This is a genomic window from uncultured Jatrophihabitans sp. (genome assembly GCF_964244045.1).
In the GTDB taxonomy this organism is placed as follows: domain Bacteria; phylum Actinomycetota; class Actinomycetes; order Mycobacteriales; family Jatrophihabitantaceae; genus Jatrophihabitans.
The window spans coordinates 88,072-106,918 of record NZ_CAXTHK010000004.1 but is presented as its reverse complement, the minus strand read 5'-3'; the positions used below and the strand labels follow the sequence as shown (position 1 = coordinate 106,918).

General features: G+C 69.3%; 18 protein-coding genes and 1 riboswitch. Of the genes, 10 read left to right on the top strand and 8 right to left on the bottom strand.

Annotation, left to right across the window (positions count from 1 at the left end; translation table 11 throughout):
* Positions 1 to 33 precede the first annotated feature (33 nt).
* The gene (gene lpdA / locus ACFFC4_RS04895) at positions 34 to 1,428 is read right to left on the bottom strand and encodes a dihydrolipoyl dehydrogenase (RefSeq protein ID WP_375498348.1); all 1,395 of its coding nucleotides are present in this window, start codon (positions 1,426 to 1,428) and stop codon (positions 34 to 36) included.
* Positions 1,429 to 1,605: 177 nt separating this feature from the next.
* Between lpdA and ACFFC4_RS04890 the strand changes: the two genes are divergently transcribed.
* Positions 1,606 to 1,902, top strand: a complete 297-nt coding sequence (locus tag ACFFC4_RS04890) for an oxidoreductase (RefSeq protein WP_375498346.1) — start codon at positions 1,606 to 1,608, stop codon at positions 1,900 to 1,902.
* Between the two features lie 20 nt (positions 1,903 to 1,922).
* Here ACFFC4_RS04890 and ACFFC4_RS04885 read toward each other — a convergent pair whose 3' ends face one another.
* On the bottom strand, positions 1,923 to 3,413 hold the full coding sequence (locus ACFFC4_RS04885) for a leucyl aminopeptidase (RefSeq protein WP_375498344.1): 1,491 nt from the start codon (positions 3,411 to 3,413) through the stop codon (positions 1,923 to 1,925).
* Positions 3,414 to 3,465: 52 nt separating this feature from the next.
* On the opposite strand from ACFFC4_RS04885, the gene gcvT reads away from it, so the two are divergent.
* Positions 3,466 to 4,575, top strand: coding sequence for a glycine cleavage system aminomethyltransferase GcvT (gene gcvT / locus ACFFC4_RS04880; RefSeq protein ID WP_375498342.1), 1,110 nt, complete (start codon positions 3,466 to 3,468; stop codon positions 4,573 to 4,575).
* Here the strand turns inward: gcvT and ACFFC4_RS04875 are convergent.
* Both ACFFC4_RS04875 and ACFFC4_RS04870 read right to left on the bottom strand, forming a co-directional pair.
* Positions 4,561 to 5,763 (bottom strand): AI-2E family transporter, encoded by a 1,203-nt coding sequence (locus tag ACFFC4_RS04875; protein WP_375498340.1) that lies wholly within the window; start codon positions 5,761 to 5,763, stop codon positions 4,561 to 4,563. The genes gcvT and ACFFC4_RS04875 overlap by 15 nt on opposite strands.
* Entirely contained in the window at positions 5,760 to 6,611 is an 852-nt protein-coding gene (locus tag ACFFC4_RS04870) for a nicotinate-nucleotide--dimethylbenzimidazole phosphoribosyltransferase (RefSeq protein WP_375498338.1), read from the bottom strand. The genes ACFFC4_RS04875 and ACFFC4_RS04870 overlap by 4 nt, the downstream gene beginning before the upstream one ends.
* Positions 6,612 to 6,731: 120 nt before the next feature.
* A riboswitch (cobalamin riboswitch) is annotated at positions 6,732 to 6,847 on the top strand.
* Between ACFFC4_RS04870 and ACFFC4_RS04865 the strand changes: the two genes are divergently transcribed.
* Complete coding sequence (locus tag ACFFC4_RS04865; RefSeq protein ID WP_375498336.1) at positions 6,821 to 7,072, top strand: hypothetical protein; 252 nt, start codon at positions 6,821 to 6,823, stop codon at positions 7,070 to 7,072. It overlaps the preceding riboswitch by 27 nt.
* Entirely contained in the window at positions 7,069 to 7,278 is a 210-nt protein-coding gene (locus tag ACFFC4_RS04860) for a hypothetical protein (protein WP_375498334.1), read from the top strand. Before ACFFC4_RS04865 ends, ACFFC4_RS04860 begins: the two co-directional genes overlap by 4 nt.
* On the opposite strand, the gene ACFFC4_RS04855 is transcribed toward ACFFC4_RS04860, so the two are convergent.
* Positions 7,198 to 9,417, bottom strand: a complete 2,220-nt coding sequence (locus tag ACFFC4_RS04855; RefSeq protein ID WP_375498332.1) for an MMPL family transporter — start codon at positions 9,415 to 9,417, stop codon at positions 7,198 to 7,200. The genes ACFFC4_RS04860 and ACFFC4_RS04855 overlap by 81 nt on opposite strands.
* 138 nt (positions 9,418 to 9,555) lie before the next feature.
* Between ACFFC4_RS04855 and ACFFC4_RS04850 the strand changes: the two genes are divergently transcribed.
* Together ACFFC4_RS04850 and ACFFC4_RS04845 are read left to right on the top strand one after the other, a co-directional pair.
* The gene (locus ACFFC4_RS04850) at positions 9,556 to 10,707 is read left to right on the top strand and encodes a sensor histidine kinase (RefSeq protein ID WP_375498330.1); all 1,152 of its coding nucleotides are present in this window, start codon (positions 9,556 to 9,558) and stop codon (positions 10,705 to 10,707) included.
* Complete coding sequence (locus tag ACFFC4_RS04845) at positions 10,659 to 11,315, top strand: LuxR C-terminal-related transcriptional regulator (RefSeq protein WP_375498328.1); 657 nt, start codon at positions 10,659 to 10,661, stop codon at positions 11,313 to 11,315. Before ACFFC4_RS04850 ends, ACFFC4_RS04845 begins: the two co-directional genes overlap by 49 nt.
* 65 nt (positions 11,316 to 11,380) lie before the next feature.
* Here the strand turns inward: ACFFC4_RS04845 and ACFFC4_RS04840 are convergent, their stop codons facing one another.
* Positions 11,381 to 13,012 (bottom strand): long-chain fatty acid--CoA ligase, encoded by a 1,632-nt coding sequence (locus tag ACFFC4_RS04840; RefSeq protein WP_375498619.1) that lies wholly within the window; start codon positions 13,010 to 13,012, stop codon positions 11,381 to 11,383.
* A 12-nt stretch (positions 13,013 to 13,024) separates the two neighbouring features.
* Entirely contained in the window at positions 13,025 to 13,663 is a 639-nt protein-coding gene (locus tag ACFFC4_RS04835; protein WP_375498326.1) for a DUF3043 domain-containing protein, read from the bottom strand.
* A gap of 166 nt (positions 13,664 to 13,829) precedes the next feature.
* Between ACFFC4_RS04835 and erpA the strand changes: the two genes are divergently transcribed.
* Genes erpA through ACFFC4_RS04820 form a run of 3 tightly spaced genes read left to right on the top strand, consistent with a single transcriptional unit; the run spans position 13,830 to position 15,724 of the window.
* Positions 13,830 to 14,219, top strand: coding sequence for an iron-sulfur cluster insertion protein ErpA (gene erpA, locus ACFFC4_RS04830; RefSeq protein ID WP_375498324.1), 390 nt, complete (start codon positions 13,830 to 13,832; stop codon positions 14,217 to 14,219).
* A 28-nt stretch (positions 14,220 to 14,247) separates the two neighbouring features.
* Positions 14,248 to 15,216, top strand: coding sequence for a carbohydrate kinase family protein (locus ACFFC4_RS04825; protein WP_375498322.1), 969 nt, complete (start codon positions 14,248 to 14,250; stop codon positions 15,214 to 15,216).
* A gap of 7 nt (positions 15,217 to 15,223) precedes the next feature.
* On the top strand, positions 15,224 to 15,724 hold the full coding sequence (locus ACFFC4_RS04820; RefSeq protein WP_375498320.1) for a DUF664 domain-containing protein: 501 nt from the start codon (positions 15,224 to 15,226) through the stop codon (positions 15,722 to 15,724).
* A 3-nt stretch (positions 15,725 to 15,727) separates the two neighbouring features.
* On the opposite strand, the gene asnB is transcribed toward ACFFC4_RS04820, so the two are convergent.
* Positions 15,728 to 17,635, bottom strand: a complete 1,908-nt coding sequence (asnB, locus tag ACFFC4_RS04815) for an asparagine synthase (glutamine-hydrolyzing) (RefSeq protein ID WP_375498318.1) — start codon at positions 17,633 to 17,635, stop codon at positions 15,728 to 15,730.
* A gap of 102 nt (positions 17,636 to 17,737) precedes the next feature.
* Between asnB and ACFFC4_RS04810 the strand changes: the two genes are divergently transcribed.
* Positions 17,738 to 18,847: a cytochrome c oxidase subunit II gene (locus ACFFC4_RS04810; RefSeq protein ID WP_375498316.1), complete on the top strand. Its 1,110-nt coding sequence runs from the start codon at positions 17,738 to 17,740 to the stop codon at positions 18,845 to 18,847.

The following is an 18,847-nucleotide window of genomic DNA, read 5'->3' as shown; positions in this document are numbered from 1 at the left end:
CTCCTTCAATTCAAAGGCGGGGTCAGCAGAGGGTCATTCGTGGACGTGCAGGGGCTTACCCGCGAGCAGCAGGTGCGCCTCGCCGATGGCCTCGGACTGCGTGGGGTGCGGGTGCACGAGCTGGGCGACCTCGCTCGGCAACGCCTCCCAGTTGTAGATCAACTGCGCCTCGGCGATGAGCTCGCCGACCCGGTCGCCGACGATGTGTACGCCCAACACGGGCCCGTCCTTCTGGGCGATCAGTTTCACCGCGCCCTTGGAGTTCAGGATGGCGCTGCGCCCGTTGCCGGACAGGTCGTAGGTGACCGCCTTGATGTTGTCGGCGCCGTGCTGCTCGGCGGCCTGGACCTCGGTGAGGCCCACCGAGGCGACCTCGGGCTGGCTGTAGGTGATGCGCGGGACGCCGGCGTAGTCGATCGGCACGACCGGCAACCCGGCGATGTGCTCGGCGACGAGGATGCCCTCGGCGAAGCCGACGTGCGCCAGTTGCAGGTGCGGCCCGCCGTTGATCGAGACGAGGTCGCCCACCGCGTAGACGCCGTCGAGCGACGTGCGCAGCAGCTCGTCCGTCACGACGAATCCGCGCTCGATCGTCAGGCCCTGTTCCTCGTAACCGAGACCCTGCGATACCGGGCCGCGGCCAACGGCGACGAGCAGCAGCTCGGCCTCGAGGGTGGCGCCGCCCTCGAGGTGCACGACCACGCCGCTGTCGGTCGTCTCGACACTCTCGAACCGCACGCCCAGCTTGAAGTCGATCTTGCGCTTGCGGAACGCGCGCTCGAGCTGCTTGGAGCTCGCCTCGTCCTCGAGGGGGACGAGGTGCGGCAGCGCCTCGACGATGGTCACCTTGGCGCCGAACGAGGTCCACGCCGAGGCGAACTCGCAGCCGATGACCCCGCCGCCAAGCACGATGACGCTCTCGGGCACGTGGTCGAGCTGCAGGGCGTGTTCGCTGGCGATGACCCGGTGGCCGTCGAGGTCGAGGCCGGGCAGTGTCCGGGAGTAGGAACCGGTGGCGAGGATGACGTTCTCGCCGGTGTACGTGTCGTCCCCGACCTGCACCGTCTTCGGCCCGACGAGCGTGCCCTCGCCCTCGACGATCTCGATGCCGCGTGACTTGATGAGCCCGGTGAGGCCCTTCCAGTTCTTGCCGATCACGCCGTCCTTGTACTTGTTCACCCCGGCCATGTCGATGCCCTCGAAGGTGGCGTTGACGCCGAACAGCGAGCTCTCGCGCGCACCGTCGGCGATCTCGCCGGCGTGCAGCAGCGCCTTGGTGGGGATGCAGCCACGGTGCAGGCAGGTGCCGCCGACCTTGTCCTTCTCGATCAGCACGACGGACTTGCCCAGCTCGGCCGCACGCAGCGCTGCGGCGTAACCGCCGCTGCCGCCACCGAGAATGACGAGATCGGACTGGTTGTCTGCCACGGGTGCTCCTACCTACCGACGTTACCTACCGACGAAGCGCCACCGGCGTGTTGGGCGCGGGCGTGCTGAGTGCACGTTCATCTTGGCACTGCCCGGTAACTGGGTCACCGGACGGTCGGTTCACTGTGAGCACTAGGGCCCTTCAGCGGCTGTTCAGCGACTCCTGCGCAGAGATCGATGCCCCTGCTCAACCTGCACCGTCCGCGTGCCGGAACGCTGCGTACCGCCTCGCGCTCGGACACCGGACACCTGCGCGACTTCGTGCGCACCCGGGTCGGTGTCGAGGCCTACCTCGAGCCGCGCACACCCGTCACCGAGGCTTCGCTCGTGCTCGTGGCCGGCGACGGCGAGTGCACGCGGCGCCGCGTCCCGAATCCGCGCTGGGCCGAAGCGTTCGCCCGCAAGCACGCGATGCGCTGCTACGACGTGGCCGCGGTCGGCTACCCGGAGCGGATGCGTGCCTACCGCCGCTGACCACCAGCGGGTGTTGGAGATCAGCGGGCGGCGAGGTGCTCGGCGGCGGCGATCATGGTCCGCACGCCTGCGCCGGTGCCACCTTTGGGCGTGTAGCCGTGGGCGGAGCCCTGGTTGAACGCCGGCCCGGCGATGTCGAGGTGCACCCACGGCACACCGTCGGGTACGTACTCGCCCAGGAACCGGCCCGCCACGAGCATGCCGGCCCAGCGCTCGCCAGGGATGTTGGCGATGTCCGCCACGGGGGAGTCGAGGTTCGTGCGCAGCTCGTCGGGCAGCGGCATCGCCCAGAGCCCCTCGCCGGCCGAGGCCCCGGCGGCGACAACTGTGTCGCGCCAGCCGTCGGTGCCCATGGCGCCGATCAGACGCGGGCCGAGCGCGACGATCTGCGCGCCGGTGAGCGTCGAGGCCTCGATGAGGTAGTCGGGGTCGTCCTGTCCGGCCCGCACGAGAGCGTCAGCAAGGATCACCCGGCCCTCGGCGTCGGTGTCGCCGATCTCGACGGTGCTGCCGTCGTACATGCGCAGGATGTCCGACGGCCGGTACGACGTACCCGAGGGCATGTTCTCGGCCATCGGCACCGTTGCCGTGACACTGACCGGCAGCTTGAGCGTCGCGATCGCGAGCACGCTGGCGATGGCTGCCGCCGCGCCACCCATGTCGGACTTCATCGCGGCCATGTTCGCGGTCTTGAGGTTGAGACCGCCGCTGTCGAAGGTGATGCCCTTGCCCACCAGGGCGAGGTGCGCCTTGGCCTTCGCCGGGCGGTAGCTGATGCGCACCAGGCGGGGCGGACGCGCGCTGCCCTGGCCGACGCCGAGGATGCCGCCGAACTTGCCGCGGCGCAGCGCCTTCTCGTCCAGCACCTCGACCGACAGGTCGCGGTTCTCGGCCAGGGCGCGCGCTCGCTCGGCGAACGACTCGGGGTAGAGGTCGTTGGGCGGGGTGTTGACGAGGTCACGGGTGAGGGCGACGGCCTCGGCTACGACCTGGGCTCGCTTCACCTCGGCGCGCGCCGGCGGGGTGGCCGCCACGGTGATCGTGCGGAGCACGCGCTTGGCCGCGCTCGACTTGTAGGCGGTGAAGGCGTAGGCCCCGAGCAGCGCACCCTCGGCGAGCGCACCCGCCGGGGCGTCTAGGGCCAGGTGCACGCGACGCTGGCCGGTCAGCGACCGCAGGGCTGCGCCAGTCCCTCGACGGGCGGCCTCAGCGGCCACGCCGGTGTCATCAGCGCCGAGCCCGGTCGCCACCACCAGGGGAAAGTCCGCGAGCCCGAGCGTCGGGATCTTGAGCACCTCATCGACGTTGCCGGTGGCGCCGAGCGCGCGCAGCGCCTCGTACAACCGTCCGCCTAGCGCCGCGTCGACGGCCTCCGCGCCGGCGGCCACGCGCATGCCGTCCCTACCGGAGTGGACACCGACCACCACCGCGTCGGCCCGGATCTGGGACGTGGGAGCAACGACCGAGACGGACGGCGCGAAGGCGGGGGGCGGCGGCGCGGCGGGCGGCATGGACACGATCGTAGGTCCGGCGCCGGATCGGGTCGGCCACTAGGTTGGCGGCATGAGCACGTTGCTGACCTCAGCCCTGCACGAGCGGCACAAGGCGCTGGGCGCGAAGATGGCGGACTTCGGCGGTTGGGAGATGCCGATCGAGTACTCGGCCAGTGGTGGCGGCGTCCTGAAGGAGCACGCAGCGGTCCGCGAGGCCGTCGGCATCTTCGACGTCTCGCACCTGGGCAAGGCCGTGGTGCGTGGCCCCGGCGCCCGGGACTTCGTGAACGCGACACTGTCGAATGACCTCGGTCGCATCGGGGCGGGTCAGGCGCAGTACACGCTGTGCTGCGACCCGTCGGGTGGCGTCGTCGACGACCTGATCGCCTATCTCGTTGACGACGAGCACGTCTTCCTGGTCCCGAACGCCGCGAACACCGACGAGGTCGTCGCCCGGATGCAGGCCGCTGCGCCGGCAGGCGTCGAGGTCATCGGCCAGCACCGTGATTACGGCGTGCTCGCCGTCCAGGGCCCGAAGTCGCAGGAGGTGCTCGCCGCTGTCGGCCTGCCCGCGGCGCTGGGCTACATGGCCTACGCCGACGCCGAGTGGGCCGGCCAACCCGTCCGCGTCTGCCGCACCGGCTACACCGGCGAGCACGGGTACGAGCTGCTACCGCTGTGGGACGTCGTCCCGCCGCTGTGGGACGCGCTGGTGGACGCCGCGGCGGCCGTCGGCGGGATGCCTGCCGGTTTGGGCGCACGCGACACGTTGCGTACCGAGATGGGTTACCCGCTGCACGGGCAGGACCTCTCGCTCGACATCTCCCCGTTGCAGGCCCGCTCGGGCTGGGCGGTCGGCTGGGGCAAGGGCGCCTTCTGGGGCCGCGATGCCCTGCTGGCCGAAAAGGAACGCGGGCCCGGGCGGACGCTGCGCGGGTTGCAGGCCCTCGACCGCGGCATCCCGCGTGCGCACATGCCGGTGCTCGACGCCGGTGGAGACCCCGTTGGCGAGGTGACGAGCGGGACGTTCTCGCCGTCCCTGCGCGTGGGCATCGGGCTGGCCCTGATCGCCACTGCCGCCGGCGTTCAGGACGGCGACGAGCTCGCCATCGACGTCCGCGGGCGGCGCAGTGCCGTACGGGTCGTCAAGCCGCCGTTCGTGGAGTCACACGTCCGCTGACGGGTTCGGGATGTTCGGGGTGTCGTCCTCGCCGTCCTCGGGCACGGTCATGTCGACGGGGTCACCGCCGACCTCCTCGCGATGCCGCACCGGGAACGTCGAGCCCTCGACCGGCAACGCCGGGGTGTCGCGCAGCGCGTGGACCGTCGAGTTGACGAAGGCGATCAGCGGGACGGCGAGTAGCGCGCCGACGATGCCGTAGAGGGTGGTGCCGGTGATGACGGCTAAGGCGATCGCCAGCGGGTGCACCTCGACGCTGCGGCTCATGATCAACGGCTGCAGCAGGTGGGCCTCGAGCTGGACCAGCACGATGATCGCGACGGCGACGACGATGCCCGCGGTGAGACCGTGTTCGAGCAGGGCCACCGCAACGCAGAGCGCGCCCGTGACCGTGAGGCCGATCAGCGGGATGAAGGAGCCCAGGAAGATCAACACGCCGAGCGCGGCGGCGAGGGGCACCTGCAGGATAAGCAGGATGATCATCACCGAGATGCCGTGGAACAGCGCGATGAGAACCTGCCCACGCATGTAGCCGCCCAGGGTGCGCCAGCCGACGTGGCCGGCGCGGTCGAGGCGTTCCTGCGCCCGCTCGGGGAACAGCCGCAGCGTCCAGGTCCAGATCGCCGCACCGTCGCGGAGCAGGAAGAACGTCGACAGCAGGATGAGCAGCAGTGATCCGAACACCTCAAGGACGGTGGTCACGGTGTCGATGGCCCCGCTGATCACCTCGCCCTTGTTGTCGCTGATGGCGTTCTTGATGTTGTCTGCCGCCTTGTCGAGGTCACTCGACTTCAGATGCAGCGGGCCGGTGCGCAGCCAGTTTCGGCCCTTGTCAACCAGGTCGGACACCTGGTCGCTGAGCTCGCCGGAGTGCCGGCTGATCTGCCACACCACGAAGTACCCGATGCCGCTGAGCACCAGCAGACCGATCAGCAGGGCAAGCCCGGCCGACAGCGAGCGGGAACCCGGCAACCGGCGTAGCGACTTCTCGAGCGGGTGCAGCACTGCGGTGAAGAACAGGGCGAGCACGAAGGAGAAGGCGACCAGCTCGACCCGGTCGAAGACCTTCGCCAGGACGTAGACGCCGAGCCCGATGATGAGCAGGCGCCAGCTCCAGGCCGCGGCCACCCGCACGTGCCAGGTGACTGCCTTCTCCGGGTTGCTGTATTTCTTTGTGTCGTCCGTCATGCCGCACCTTCGGCAAGCGCTGCGGCAGCGCGCAGCACCGGGACGGTGAGCAGGCCGGCGGTGCCGTCGCCGTGCGCCACCCCGAGGTCGAGCAGCGGCCGCCGGCCGAGCTCGATGGCCGCGCGATGCTGCGCCGGATCGGTGCCCGCGTCGGCGATCTGCCACCAGCGGCCCGTCCGGGCCTGGACGTCGTGACACAGCAGGGCAGCGGCGACGGCAGCCGCACCGTCGAGCACGAGACCGGTGCGGCGGGCCACCGCGCGCATGATCAACGCCACCGTGGCGGCCAGCCGCGGATGGCCGAGCGCGACCAGCAACGCGGACGGGTCGGTGCGCAGATCGGCCAGTCGCCGGCGCCCGTCGCGTAACGCTGTGGCGGCGGCGATCCAGGCGTCGGTGTCGGTGGCGGCGGCGCCTCGGGGGAGCAGGGCTACTGGTTCGGCGCCCGTCAGGACAGCAACGATCAGCGCCGAGGCCACCGAGTCGTCGGGGTCGGCGACGATCAGCAGGTCAGCACCGGAGTCGATCTCGTCGTCGGCCGCAGCGATCCCGAGGGCGAAGGCACTCTCGGGGCTTTCGGTGTCGGCCACGGCGAGCTCGCGGACCTGCACACCGAGTTCGTCGGCGAGCACTGTGACGGGCTCGCTGATCGGCCCGAGCACCACGCAACGGGCTCGCTTCGGCGCGCTTACCGGCAGCTGACCCTGCGTCGCGGCGAGCCACTCGATCAGCTCACCGAGTCGACCGCCAACCGTGGTCGCCAGCGGACGGACCTGCGCGGCGCAACCCGCGTCGGTCCACTCGACGTCCTCGCCGACCGCAACGAGATCGATCGGGGCGTCATTCACCGAGCCAGTATGCCCGGACCGCACGAACCGAGCGGTGAGCCCGGAGGACTGCGTCACCCCACGTTGACCGTCGTTGCCACGCAGGGATACGTTTCCGCCGCCGCGGGAACAGCCGCGGCACTCAGCAAAAACTGTCCTGGTAGGGGAAGCCCGGTGAGACTCCGGCACTGACCCGCGGCCGTGATGCCGCTCGTGAGTGGCCAGTCGGAATGCCTGCCAGGGCGGAACAGGCCAGTGTCTCGTCGCGGTCCGCGGGATTCGTGTTCGGTGCGTTAGCGCGCGCCGGGCGCGAACCGGTCATCGACGTGCTGCCCGGCGTGCCGGTATGGGCAATCGACGGCGACGGGCTCGTCGTGCGTCCGGGACCGCGCCTCGTTGACGGGGTCGAAGCGCTCGCGGCGATCTTGCATCCGGACGCCGTGCCCGCCCGTCCGGACGCGGTCCGTAAGGTGACGCCATGACCTGGACGTGGCGCATGGAGCAGGCCGACGGCACCGAGCTGACCGAGGTCCCGGATGTTGCGCAGCCGCCGTTCCAGAACCAGTCCGACGCCGAGAGCTGGCTGGGCGAGACGTTCCGCGAGCTGTCAGACGCGGGCGTCGCGCAGGTCACGTTGCTCGAGGACGGGACCAAGATCTACGGTCCGATGTCCCTCGAGGCCGACTGACGCCAGGCGTCCCGGCCACCAGTTCCAGCGCCCGAGCAGCATCATCAACGACGGCAGCACGATCACCCGCACGACCAGCGCGTCGACGAGCACGGCCACCGCCAGCCCGACGCCGAGTTCCTTCATCTCGATCATGTGCAGCGAGGCGAAGATCGCGAAGACGGAGATCATCACGATCGCTGCCGAGGTGACGGTGCCGGCCGATCCGGTGATGCCCATCCGGATAGCGTCGCGCGTCGAAAGGCCCTGCATAGCGGCCTCGCGGATCCGACTGATCACGAATACGTGGTAGTCCATCGACAACCCGAACAGCACCGCGAACGTGAACAGCGGAATCCAGTTGATCAACGCACCGGTCGAGTGGAAGCCGAGCAAACCCTCGGCCCAGGAATTCTGGAACACCGCGACGAGTGCCCCGAATGCCGCGCCCGCGGAGAGCAGGTTGACGAGGGCGGTGCTCAGCGCGATCACCACGGAACGGAACACCCAGCCCATGATCAGCATGGTCAGCCCGACCACGAACGCGATCACCCACGGCAGGCGGTCCGACAACTGCCGATCGGCGTCCATCGCATCGGCACTGTCGCCGCCGACGGCCCACCGTGCACCGGCAATGCGCACGACCGCATCCGGCACCAGCGTGGAGCGCAGGGACGTCACGCCTGCCCGGGCTTTGCCGGATTCTGCGTCGAAGGGCGCCTGGAGCGTCAGCGCGTGCACCGTGCCGTCCCGCGACGTGCGGATGTCCGCTCGACCGGGCACGAACGCGCCGTCGGCCGCGCCGCGCTTGGCGATGTCGGCCAGCGCGCCGACCACCGCTGGGGCTGACCCGGCGGGCGCTCGCACCACGACCCGCTGGGTGGCGTTCTGGTCCGGGAACGCGGTGCTCAGCCGATCGAGGGACTGCTTCTCGGCGATGACGTTCGGCAGCGACGCCGGGCTGTCGGATGCGAGCCGCATGCCCAGCGCAGGCAGGGCGAGCAGGGCCAACGCGAGGACGGAGACGGTGAGCGTGCGACCGGGACGCTCGAGGGCTGGGCGCAGCAGGGCCGGCCACAGCCGCGGCTCGCGTTCACCGGCCGTCAGACGCCACAGCACCGGCACCCGCGGCCGGTCGATGGCCCGGCCCAGTTTCACCAGTACCGCCGGCAACACGGTCAGGGAGCCCAGCACCGCGACGGCCACCACGATGGTCGACCCAGTGGCCAGCGAGGCGAAGACGAGGTTGCCGGTCAGATACATGCCGACCATCGCCACGACCACGGTCGATCCTGAGACGAGCACCGAGTGCCCAGCCGTCTCGGCCGCGATCTCGACCGCGTCGAGCGCGCTGTGCCCGGCCTGCCGTTCGGCCCGGGCCCGCTTGACGTAGAACAGTGAGTAGTCGACGCCGACGGCCATGCCCATCAGCAGGATCATCGCTGAGGTGCTGCCGGAGTCGGGAACGAGGTGCGAGGCCAGCGCCGACAGCCCGGTCGCCGAACCGACCGCGGACAGCGCCAGCAGCACGGGCACCCCGGCCGCGACGATGGCGCCGAACGCCACCAGCAGGATGGCCAGCGTGACGGGCAGGCTGAATGTCGTCGCGGCCGACAGGTCCTCGTCCACGCGGTCGTTGACGGCCGTGTCCAGCGATACCGCGCCGACCTGCTCGACCCGCAGGTCGGGATGGGCACGTTGCACCGCCGCGGTCACGGCCTGCAACGACGAGACGTCGACGTCGGATTGCTCCTTGCCGGCGTCGCGCAACGTGGCCGCGATCGTCATCGCGCTGCCGTCCCGAGACGTGACCGGCGCGCTGACCGCCGACACGAGTGGTAACCGCGCCAACCCGCGTGCGGCCTGCGTCAGCGTCGTCTGGGCCTCAACCGCGGGTAGCGCGCCGGCCCGAGCGGTCACCAGCACGTTCTCGGTGTCCGGCCGCTCGAGTCCGCTGTCGTGCAGCCAGTGCGCGGCGCGTCCCGACTGGCCGGTCGTGAGGTCCAAGCCGCTCGCCTGATGCGTGCCGCTGACACTGCCGACCGCGATGCAGGCGGCCACGAATACCAGCCACAGCGAGATCGCCTTCCAGGGGTGCGTGGCGCTCCAGCGCGCGGCCCGCACGGTGCTGGGCCGCGGACGAGTCGGAGTGGGTCCCATGGTGCTGCCTTCCGGTCATCGGATCGTTGTGCCGTCGACGCTTCCGGCTCGCCGGAGCGGGCGCAGTGGCCCTGGACCCCCATCGAGGGTGGAGTTTTCTCCACCGCGCGCCGGCCGGGAGTGCGTCAGGATGGCGGGGTGGAAGTGCAGCTGCGCCGCCGGATCGCCCTGCTGAGGTGGTCCGTCGAGGCCGTCGTGGTGGCGGCCGTCAGCCTCACGCTGTTCATCCTGATCACGGTCGGAACGGCGCTGATCGTCGTGTCGGCCGGCATTCCGATCGTGCTGGGCACGGTGCTGTTGATCCGCCCGCTGGCCGACCTGCAGCGCCGTCGCATCCCGATGATCGACGGTCACGGGCCCATTCCTTCCCCGTACCTGCACGTCGCAGGCGCCGGCTGGTTGGGCCGGTTGCGGTTGCTGGTCCGCGACCCGGCGCGCCGCCGCGACGTGTACTGGCTGCTCGCCGACGGCACGCTCGGGTTGGTTCTCGCGGTCGTCGGGATCGTCGAGGCCGTCCTGGACCTGCTGCTGATCTGGTGGGCGCCGCCGGGCCTGGCCCTGCGCGGCCGGGCCGTCGTCGGACGGGCGCTGCTCTCGACGTCGGAGAAGAGCCGGTTGGCGTTGCGCGTCGAGCAACTCACCGAGTCCCGTGCCGAGACCGTCGACACGTCGGCGGCAGAGCTGCGACGTATTGAGCGCGACCTGCACGACGGCGCGCAGGCCCGCATGGTCTCGGTCGGCATGACCCTCGCGCTGGCCGAGGACCAGTTCGCCGACGACCCCGAGGCGGCGCTTGCCCTCGTGGCCGAGGCCCGTGCGTCCAGCAGCGCAGCGCTGACCGAGCTGCGCGACCTCGTTCGTGGCATCCACCCGCCGGTGCTGGCCGACCGCGGGCTGGTCGGCGCCGTCCACGCGCTGGCCCTGGCCAGCCCGCTGCCTGCCGACGTCCACGCCGACGGCGTCGGCCGGCTGCCCGCTCCGGTCGAATCAGCCGCCTACTTCGCGGTTGCCGAGGCGCTGGCCAATGTCATCAAACACAGCGGCGCCCGGCACGCGGTGATCGCGTTGGAGCACGCCGGCGACACGCTGCGCGTGGCGGTCCGCGACGACGGCCGGGGCGGCGCCGACCCGGCCTGCGGCACCGGCTTGCGCGGCATCGAGCGTCGGCTGTCGGCCTTCGACGGCTCGCTTGCCGTGTCGAGCCCGCCGGGTGGTCCGACCGTCGTGGCTATGGTGCTGCCGTGCGCGTCGTCCTCGCCGAAGACCTTGCCCTCCTCCGCGACGGGCTGATCCGGCTGCTCGAGGCCAACGACTGCGAGGTCGTCGAGGCCGTCGACAACGGGCCGTCGCTGCTGCGAGCGCTGGTCACCCACCGACCCGACATCGCGGTCGTCGACGTACGCCTGCCGCCGACCTTCACCGACGAGGGGTTGCGCGCTGCCATCGAGGCGCGCCGACAGGTGCCCGGGTTGCCGGTGCTCGTGCTGTCGCAATACGTCGAGCAGCTCTACGCGCGGGAACTGCTCGCCGATCGCTCGGGTGGGGTGGGTTACCTGCTCAAGGACCGGGTGTTCAACGTGCGGCAGTTCGTCGACGCGGTGCGTCAGGTGGCCGCCGGCGGCACGGCCATGGACCCCGACGTCGTTGCCCAGCTGCTGAGCCGCCGGGCCGGCGACGAGCCGCTGGCCACCCTGACGCCGCGGGAGCGTGAGGTGCTCGAGGCGATGGCCGAGGGACGGTCGAACGCTGCCATCGCCGCGAAGATGACGGTCAGCGAGAAGGCGGTCAGCAAACACACCAACAGCATCTTCGGCAAGCTCGGCCTACCGCCGTCCGAGGACGACAACCGCCGGGTCCTGGCCGTGCTGGCCTACCTCAACGGCTACCCCCAACCGTGATCAACAGCGCCGAAACGTCGTAGGACGACGTTTCGGCGCTGTTGATCAGCAAGAGGGGAGCCGGCTCAGCGGCTGCGTTCGACCTTGAGCTCGCCGTCGGCGAACTGCGAGCGCAGCACCTTCTTGTCGAACTTGCCGACCGTCGTCTTGGGCACCTCGTCGATGAACGTCCAGTTTTCGGGGATCTGCCACGCCGCGACCTTGCCGTCGAGGAAGTGCGCGAGCTGTTCGGGGGAGGCGGCGGCGCCCGAGCGCAGCACGACGGCCGCGAGCGGACGCTCTGTCCACTTCTCGTCCGGGATGCCAATGACCGCCGCCTCGGCGACGTCGGGGCTCGCGGCCAGCAGGTTCTCGAGCTCGACGGAGGAGATCCACTCGCCGCCGGACTTGATCACGTCCTTGCTGCGGTCGGTGATCAGGAAGAAGCCGCGGTGGTCGATGGTGCCGATGTCGCCGGTGCGCAGCCAGCCGTCGTCGAACTTCTCGGGGACGTCGGTGGCGTGGTACGAGCCGGTGATCCACGGCCCGCGGACCTCGATCTCGCCGACCGCTGTGCCGTCCCACGGCAGCACGTCGCCGTCTTCGGAGACGATGCGCATCTGCACGCCGGGCACGACGCGCCCCGACTTGAGCCGCCAGTCCAGCTCGTCGGGAGCGCCTGGTTCGACCTCGGGCGGCGGCCAGGCCATGCCGGCCACCGGGGAGGTCTCGGTCATGCCCCAGCCCTGGATGATGCGCACGCCGTAGGTCTGCTCGAAACCCGCCATCAGCGAGCGGGGGATCGCAGCGCCGCCGGAGGTGCCCATCCGCAGCGACGACAGGTCGATCTCGTGCTCGCGGCCGTACTGCATGATGCCGCCCCAGATGGTCGGCACCGCCGAGGCGACCGTCGAGCGCTCGGCCGCGATGAACGCGCATACCTGATCGGGCGTCATGAACTGCGCCGGCAGGTGCAGCGTCGAGCCGCCGAGGAAGGCGCCGAACGGGATTCCCCATGCATTGACGTGGAACATCGGCACAAAGGTCAGGATGCGATCGGCCTCGGTGAAGCCCGTGACGCCAGCGGCGAGCGTGGCCAACGCATGCAGGTACGTCGAGCGGTGCGAGTAGACGACGCCCTTCGGGTCGCCCGTCGTGCCGCTGGTGTAACACATGGCCGCGGCCGACTTCTCGTCGATGTCGGGCCAGTCGAACGTCGGCTCCTGCGCCGCCAGCAGGTCGGCGTAGCGGTGGACTGTGGCGTGGTTTTCGAGGGCTGAGGTGTCGGCCTGGCCCACCACGATGTATGCCTCGACGCTCGACAGCTGCGGGGCAACGGCAGCCAGCAGCGGCACGAGGGAATCGTCGACGATGATCATCCGGTCGCCGGCGTGCTCGACGATCTGCGCGACCTGCTCTGCCGTGAGCCGGATGTTGAGGGTGTGCACGACCGCGCCCATGCCCGGGATGGCGTAGTAGGCCTCGACGTGCTCGGCGGTGTTCCAGCAGAAGGTGCCGATGGCGTCCCCTGGTTGGACGCCCAGCTCGGTGAGCGCGGCGGCGAAGCGATTGGCGTTGGCCGCGATCTCGGTGAACGTGGCGCGCCGGGCGCCGCCGCCCGTCCAGGTGACGACCTCGCTGTCGGGGTACACCTGCGCGCCGTGCTGCAGGATCGCGGTGGTCGTGAGCTGGAAATCGTCCTGCATGGTGCTCGTGATCATGTGAGCACCCTAGAACGTGTCGCCGCGCTGCACCTGTGGGGCGGGCAGGCGCCACTTACGCGGCATGTAGGCCCGCGAGCCCATGTAGAAGCCGATGCCCATGTTGGTGCCGTCTGCCTCGCCGAAGCGTTCGAGCGCCAGGGCCCGCAACCGGCGACCCACGATGAACCACTCGCCGACCAGGCCCAGGAAGATCACGATAACGGCCAGTTCGAGCAGGCGCAGCTGCGGCACGACCGTGGTCAGGATGAACAGCGGGAACAGCAGAAGCATGTAATTGCTGAGCATGCGCGTCGAGTCGACGTAGTCGCGCGCGAGCTTGCGGGTCTTGCCCTGGTCTCGACGAGGAAGGGCGTCGGGATCGCCGCGTTTGAGCGCCGCCCGCTGCTCGGCGGCCGAGCGGGCCTTCGTCGGCGCCGTGCCCGCCTTTTGCGCTGCGCGTTGCTCCTTTGTGAGCTGCTTCTGCCGGGCGTAGGCCTCTTTACGGGTCTTCGGCGCGGTCACCGGGCCCTTGCGGCCCTGGGCGTCACGTCGCTTCGGGGTGGGACGGCCTTTGGCAGGCTTGTGGAAGTCGATCCCGGCGGTGTCCTGCTCGACGTCGGTGTCGGTCACGGTGAGGGCGGTGGCGCCACGGCGGGAAAGCTTCACCCGAACAGACTAACTGTGGTCCGCTAGGGTCTCCTGTGCCCGGTGTAACCCGAAACGTGCGCCGGAGTTCGTTACGATGGGGAATGACGATCGGCACGCGCCGGTTGCCAGGAGAACCGCGATACGCGAGCAGCACCTACCTCCCGCGTTCTTAGAGGAGCGTCATATGACCAGCACCGAGACCACTGTCGAGCTCAGCACCGCAGCAGACGTCGCAGTTGAGGCGTCAAATGATGTCGCTCTCACCGATGCAGCCGCGGGTAAGGTCCGCAGCCTGCTCGAGGCCGAGGGCCGTGACGACCTGCGCCTGCGCATCGCCGTGCAGCCGGGTGGTTGCTCGGGCATGCAGTACCAGCTGTTCTTCGACGAGCGGGTTCTCGACGGGGACGTCGAGCTCGCGCCGCACGGTGTCCCGGTCGTCGTCGACCGGATGAGCGCCCCCTACCTGGGCGGCGCCACCGTCGACTTCACCGACACCATCGAGCAGCAGGGCTTCACCATCGATAACCCCAACGCCGGTGGCGGCTGCGCGTGCGGGAACAGCTTCTGCGGCTGAGTCCCACCTGCTCGGTTAGGGTGCGGTAATGCCGGTTCTTGTTGCGGGGTCCATCGCGTCCGATCACCTCATGCACTTCCCGGGACGGTTCGCCGATCAGCTGCTTGCCGATCACCTGCACAAGGTGTCCTTGTCGTTCCTCGTCGACGAGCTGACCATCAAGCGCGGCGGTGTGGCGCCGAACATCTGCTATGCCATGGCGCAGCTCGGTGGCTCACCGGTGCTCGTCGGCGCTGTCGGGGAGGACTTCGCTGAGTACCGCGAGTTCCTCGAGACGCACGGCGTGGACTGCGGGCACGTCTACGTCTCGCCGACGAAGCACACCGCGCGCTTCGTGTGCACCACCGACACCGAGATGAACCAGATCGGGTCGTTCTACGCAGGTGCGATGTCCGACTCGGGCGAGATCGAGATCAGCCCGATCTGGGACGCCACCGGCGCCGACCTCGTCGTGATCAGCGCCTACGACCCGGCGGCAATGGTCAAGCACAGCGAAGAGTGCCGCGACAAGGACCTGCGATTCGTCGCGGACCCGTCGCAGCAGGTCACCCGGATGGACGGCGACCAGCTCAAGCAGCTGATCGAGGGTGCCGATCTGCTGTTTACCAACGACTACGAGCGCGAGCTGCTGGAGTCCAAGACCGGACTGAGCACCGCCGAGATCGACGCCCAGGTGAACGTCCGCGTGACCACGCTCGGCTCAAGGGGCGTCGAGATCGTGGGCGATTTCGGCACCGTGCACACCCCGGTCGCGAAGGAGCGCAGCAAGGCCGACCCCACCGGCGTCGGCGACGCCTTTCGCGGCGGCCTGCTCACCGCCCGCGAGTGGGGTCTGTCCTGGGAGCGTTCGGCCGAGGTCGGCAGCCTGCTGGCGACCATGGTGCTCGAGACGCTCGGCACGCAGGAGTACACCGTCGTCAAGGACGAGTTCGCCGCCCGCCTGGCTGAGTCCTACGGCGACGACTGCGCGGCCGAGGTGCTGCCCCACCTCGCCTGACGCCGCAATGGACTTCCCCGAGCCCACCGTGCCCGGCGATCGGGCCGACGTGCTCCTGCGCTACCTCGACTACTTCCGCGGGTGCGTGACCGAGAAGATCCGCTCCCTGCCGGCTCACGCGCAGGTCGCCAGCGTGCTGCCGTCCGGTTGGACGCCGCTGCAGCTGGCCGTCCATCTGCGCTACATGGAGCGGCGCTGGCTGGTCTGGGGCTTCGTCGGCGAGCCGGTCGATGACCCGTGGGGTGACGCCCCGGACGGACAGTGGGTCGTCCCGATCGGCATGTCAGGTGATGGTGTGCTCGCTGCTCTGCTCAGTCAGGGTGAGCGCACGCGCGACATCGTGACGGCAGCGCACCTGCACGACATCGGCGCCCCCGGGCCGCGCTGGGACGGCGGCGCACCAGCAACGCTCGAGCGGGTGCTCCTGCACGTCCTGCAGGAGTACGCCCGCCATCTGGGCCAGCTCGACGTCGTCGTCGAACTGACCACCGGGGACACGGGGGAGTAGCGACTACAGACGCACCGGGTACACCGGCTCGGGCGGCGTGATCACAATGCGTCCCTCCACGAAGATCCCGTGCCAGATCAACAACACGAGCAGCGTCCAGATCTTGCGTGAGTAGTCGTGCGGGCCCTCGCGATGGGCCTCGAGCAGGCGGAGTGCGGCGTCGCGGTCGACGAGCTCGTCGGCCTGCGAGTCGGTGATGATCGCGCGTGCCCACTCGTACATGACGTCCTTGAGCCAATGCCGGATCGGCACCGGGAAACCGAGCTTCGGTCGGTTGATCACGTGCGCCGGGACGATCAGCTCGAGGGCGCGGCGCAGCGCGTACTTCGTCGTCTCCTTGGTCAGCTTCAGGTCCGTGGGTATCGACGAGGCGACGGCATACACCTCGGTGTCCAGGAACGGCACCCGCAGCTCGAGGGAGTTGGCCATCGTCATCTTGTCGGCCTTGACCAGGATGTCGCCTCGCAGCCAGGTGAACAGGTCGACGTACTGCATCCGTGTCGAGTCGTCCAGGTGCGTGGTGCGGTCGTAGAGGGGGCCGGTGACGTCCATGTAGGAGACGTCGGGCTGGTAACCAGGGAACAGGCCCTGCATCTCGTCGGGCCGAAAGATCCGCGCGTTGCCGTAGTAGCGCTCCTCGATGCCGATCGCGCCGCGGCGCAGCAGGTCCTTGCCGCGCCGGCCCTCGGGGATGCGGGTCGAGAGCTTGCCGAGGCCACGTCTGGCCGGCGCCGGGAGGTAGGAGAACCCGTGTAGCGAGATCGGCTCCCGGTAGATCGTGTAACCGCCGAACAGCTCATCGGCACCCTCACCGGACAGCACCGCCTTGACCCGTTTGCGGGCCTCGCGGGCGATGAAATACAGCGGGACGAGCGCGGGGTCGGCCACCGGGTCGTCGAGGTACCAGACGATCAGCGGCAGCGTCTCCATCATCTCCTCGGCCGTGACGACCTTGGTGATGTGCTCGACGCCGATCGCGGCCGCCGACTCGGCCGCAACGTCGATCTCGCTGAAGCCTTCTCGCTCGAAACCGGTAGTGAAGGTGAGCAGGTCGGGCTTGTGCCGCTTGGCCAGTGCCGCAACCGCGGTTGAATCGATGCCGCCGGACAGGAACGAACCGACGGTGACGTCGGGATCGGCGCGCATGTGCTTCTCGACGGAGTCCTCGAGGGCCTCGGCGATGCGGCGGTAGAGCTTGTCGGGCTCGGGTACCGCACGGATCTCGAAGTCCGGATGGAAGTAGCGGTGCGAACGCATCGGTTCGCCGGGTCGCAGGGTGAAGTGCGTGCCGGACTCGACGCGGCGGATCGCGGTGTGCATGGACGCCGGTTCCGGGACGTATTGCAGGGTGAGGTAGTGCTGCACCGCGGTGTGATCGACCGCCTGCCGCTCCTCGACGCTGGCCAGGTCGAGCAGCGACTTCTTCTCGCTGGCGAAGAACGTGCCCCGGGCGTCGCTCATCGTGTACAGCGGCTTGATCCCGAACCAGTCGCGAGCACCGAAAAGCACCTTGTCGCGGGTGTCCCAGATGAGGAAGGCGAACATGCCCCGCAGCTCGCGCACGAACTTCTCGCCGAGGTAGTGGTAACCGGCCACGATGGCTTCGCCGTCGCCTTCGGTCTTGAACGTGGCGCCGAAGTCGCGGGTGAGCCGCTCACGCAGCTCGAGATAGTTGTAGATCTCGCCGTTGAAGATCAACTGGTACCGGCCGCCGAGCCAGGGCAGCGGCTGGTGAGAGTGGTCGAGGTCGATGAAAGCGAGGCGACGGAAACCGATCGCCACGTCGGCGTCGTGCCAAACACCGCCTTCGTCGGGGCCGCGGTGACGCATGTCGCGCAGCGCCGTCTCCACTCCGGGAACAGCGCGTGCCGCGGCGCCATCAGCCGATACGAAACCGATCAGTCCACACACGCCGACCAGTATCCCGGTGCCCACCCCGAGCCGGTGGTCGGGGAGAGGTCAAGTACCCTCGGCCTAGTGCTCGGACGTGGGTGTACGAAGGGTGGTTCACAGGTGTCGCGTAAGCCTTGGGGTCGCCCACTCGCCCGGATGAAGACCGTTCGGGTGGCCGGTCTGCTGGCGTTGCTGACCCTGACGTTGTCGGGCTGTTCGGCGCAGCAGTGGGAGCGCAATCTGCGCTTCGGCTGGCCCACGGGAGTCACCAAGCAGGCCACCCGGATGCGCGTGCTGTGGACGTGGACGGGCGTCACCGCGCTCGCCCTCGGCGTCGTGGTGTGGGGGCTCATCTTCTGGGCCTGCTTGCGGTATCGCAAGAAGAGTGACGAGCTGCCGCGCCAGACCAAGTACAACTTCGCCGTCGAGATCGTCTGCTTCACGTTCCCGTTCATCGTCATCGCCGGCCTGTTCTACCGCACCGTCGTGGTCGAGGACTACGTCAACAAGTTGACGAAGAATCCCGACGTCATCGTCCAGGTGGATGCGTTCAAGTGGAATTGGCAGTTCGAGTACCTGTCCTACCTCGCCGCCGACGGCACCAGGCGCAACACGGTGTACCCGGGCCAGCAGGACGTCGCCGACAACGCCGGCAACACGAAGGCGCGCGACAACGTCGTACCCCCCGAGAGGTGCGACGAGGCAGCGGGCAACAGCTCGTACTCCTGCGGGGCCAGCGGCACTGCGCAGAACGCCGCTGCGGGACCGCTGAACCTGTCCACCGTCGGGTCACAGGACGAGATTCCCGTCCTCGTCATCCCCGAGAACCGCACCGTGCGCTTCATCGAGCACTCCGAAGATGTGATCCACTCGTTCTGGGTGCCGGAGTTCCTGTTCAAGCGTGACGTGATTCCGTACGGCACCACCGGGACGACTCGTGACAACCAGTTCGAGATCACCGCGACGAAGAAGGGCAACTTCGTCGGCCGGTGTGCTGAGCTGTGCGGCACCTACCACTCGCAGATGAACTTCGAGGTCCGCGTGGTGTCGATGCAGACGTACACGACCTACCTGGCCGCTTTGCAGAAGATCGGCCCCATCGATCCTGCCCGCCAGTCCAAGGCGCTCGCCGCGGCCGGGATGAGCCCCTACGCCACGAGCACGCATCCGTTCAACACCGACCGCACGTACCGCGGGCCCTCGAAGAAGGGCCAGGAGGTCGACAACTGA

Bases quoted from the DNA above. Each gene is read 5' to 3' on its own strand.
- ACFFC4_RS04890 (WP_375498346.1), top strand. From the start codon at position 1,606: ATGCCCCTGCTCAACCTGCACCGTCCGCGTGCCGGAACGCTGCGTACC.
- ACFFC4_RS04885 (WP_375498344.1), bottom strand. From the start codon at position 3,413: ATGCCGCCCGCCGCGCCGCCGCCCCCCGCCTTCGCGCCGTCCGTCTCG.
- gcvT (WP_375498342.1), top strand. From the start codon at position 3,466: ATGAGCACGTTGCTGACCTCAGCCCTGCACGAGCGGCACAAGGCGCTG.
- ACFFC4_RS04875 (WP_375498340.1), bottom strand. From the start codon at position 5,763: ATGACGGACGACACAAAGAAATACAGCAACCCGGAGAAGGCAGTCACC.
- ACFFC4_RS04865 (WP_375498336.1), top strand. From the start codon at position 6,821: ATGCCTGCCAGGGCGGAACAGGCCAGTGTCTCGTCGCGGTCCGCGGGA.
- ACFFC4_RS04860 (WP_375498334.1), top strand. From the start codon at position 7,069: ATGACCTGGACGTGGCGCATGGAGCAGGCCGACGGCACCGAGCTGACC.
- ACFFC4_RS04855 (WP_375498332.1), bottom strand. From the start codon at position 9,417: ATGGGACCCACTCCGACTCGTCCGCGGCCCAGCACCGTGCGGGCCGCG.
- erpA (WP_375498324.1), top strand. From the start codon at position 13,830: ATGACCAGCACCGAGACCACTGTCGAGCTCAGCACCGCAGCAGACGTC.
- ACFFC4_RS04825 (WP_375498322.1), top strand. From the start codon at position 14,248: ATGCCGGTTCTTGTTGCGGGGTCCATCGCGTCCGATCACCTCATGCAC.
- ACFFC4_RS04820 (WP_375498320.1), top strand. From the start codon at position 15,224: ATGGACTTCCCCGAGCCCACCGTGCCCGGCGATCGGGCCGACGTGCTC.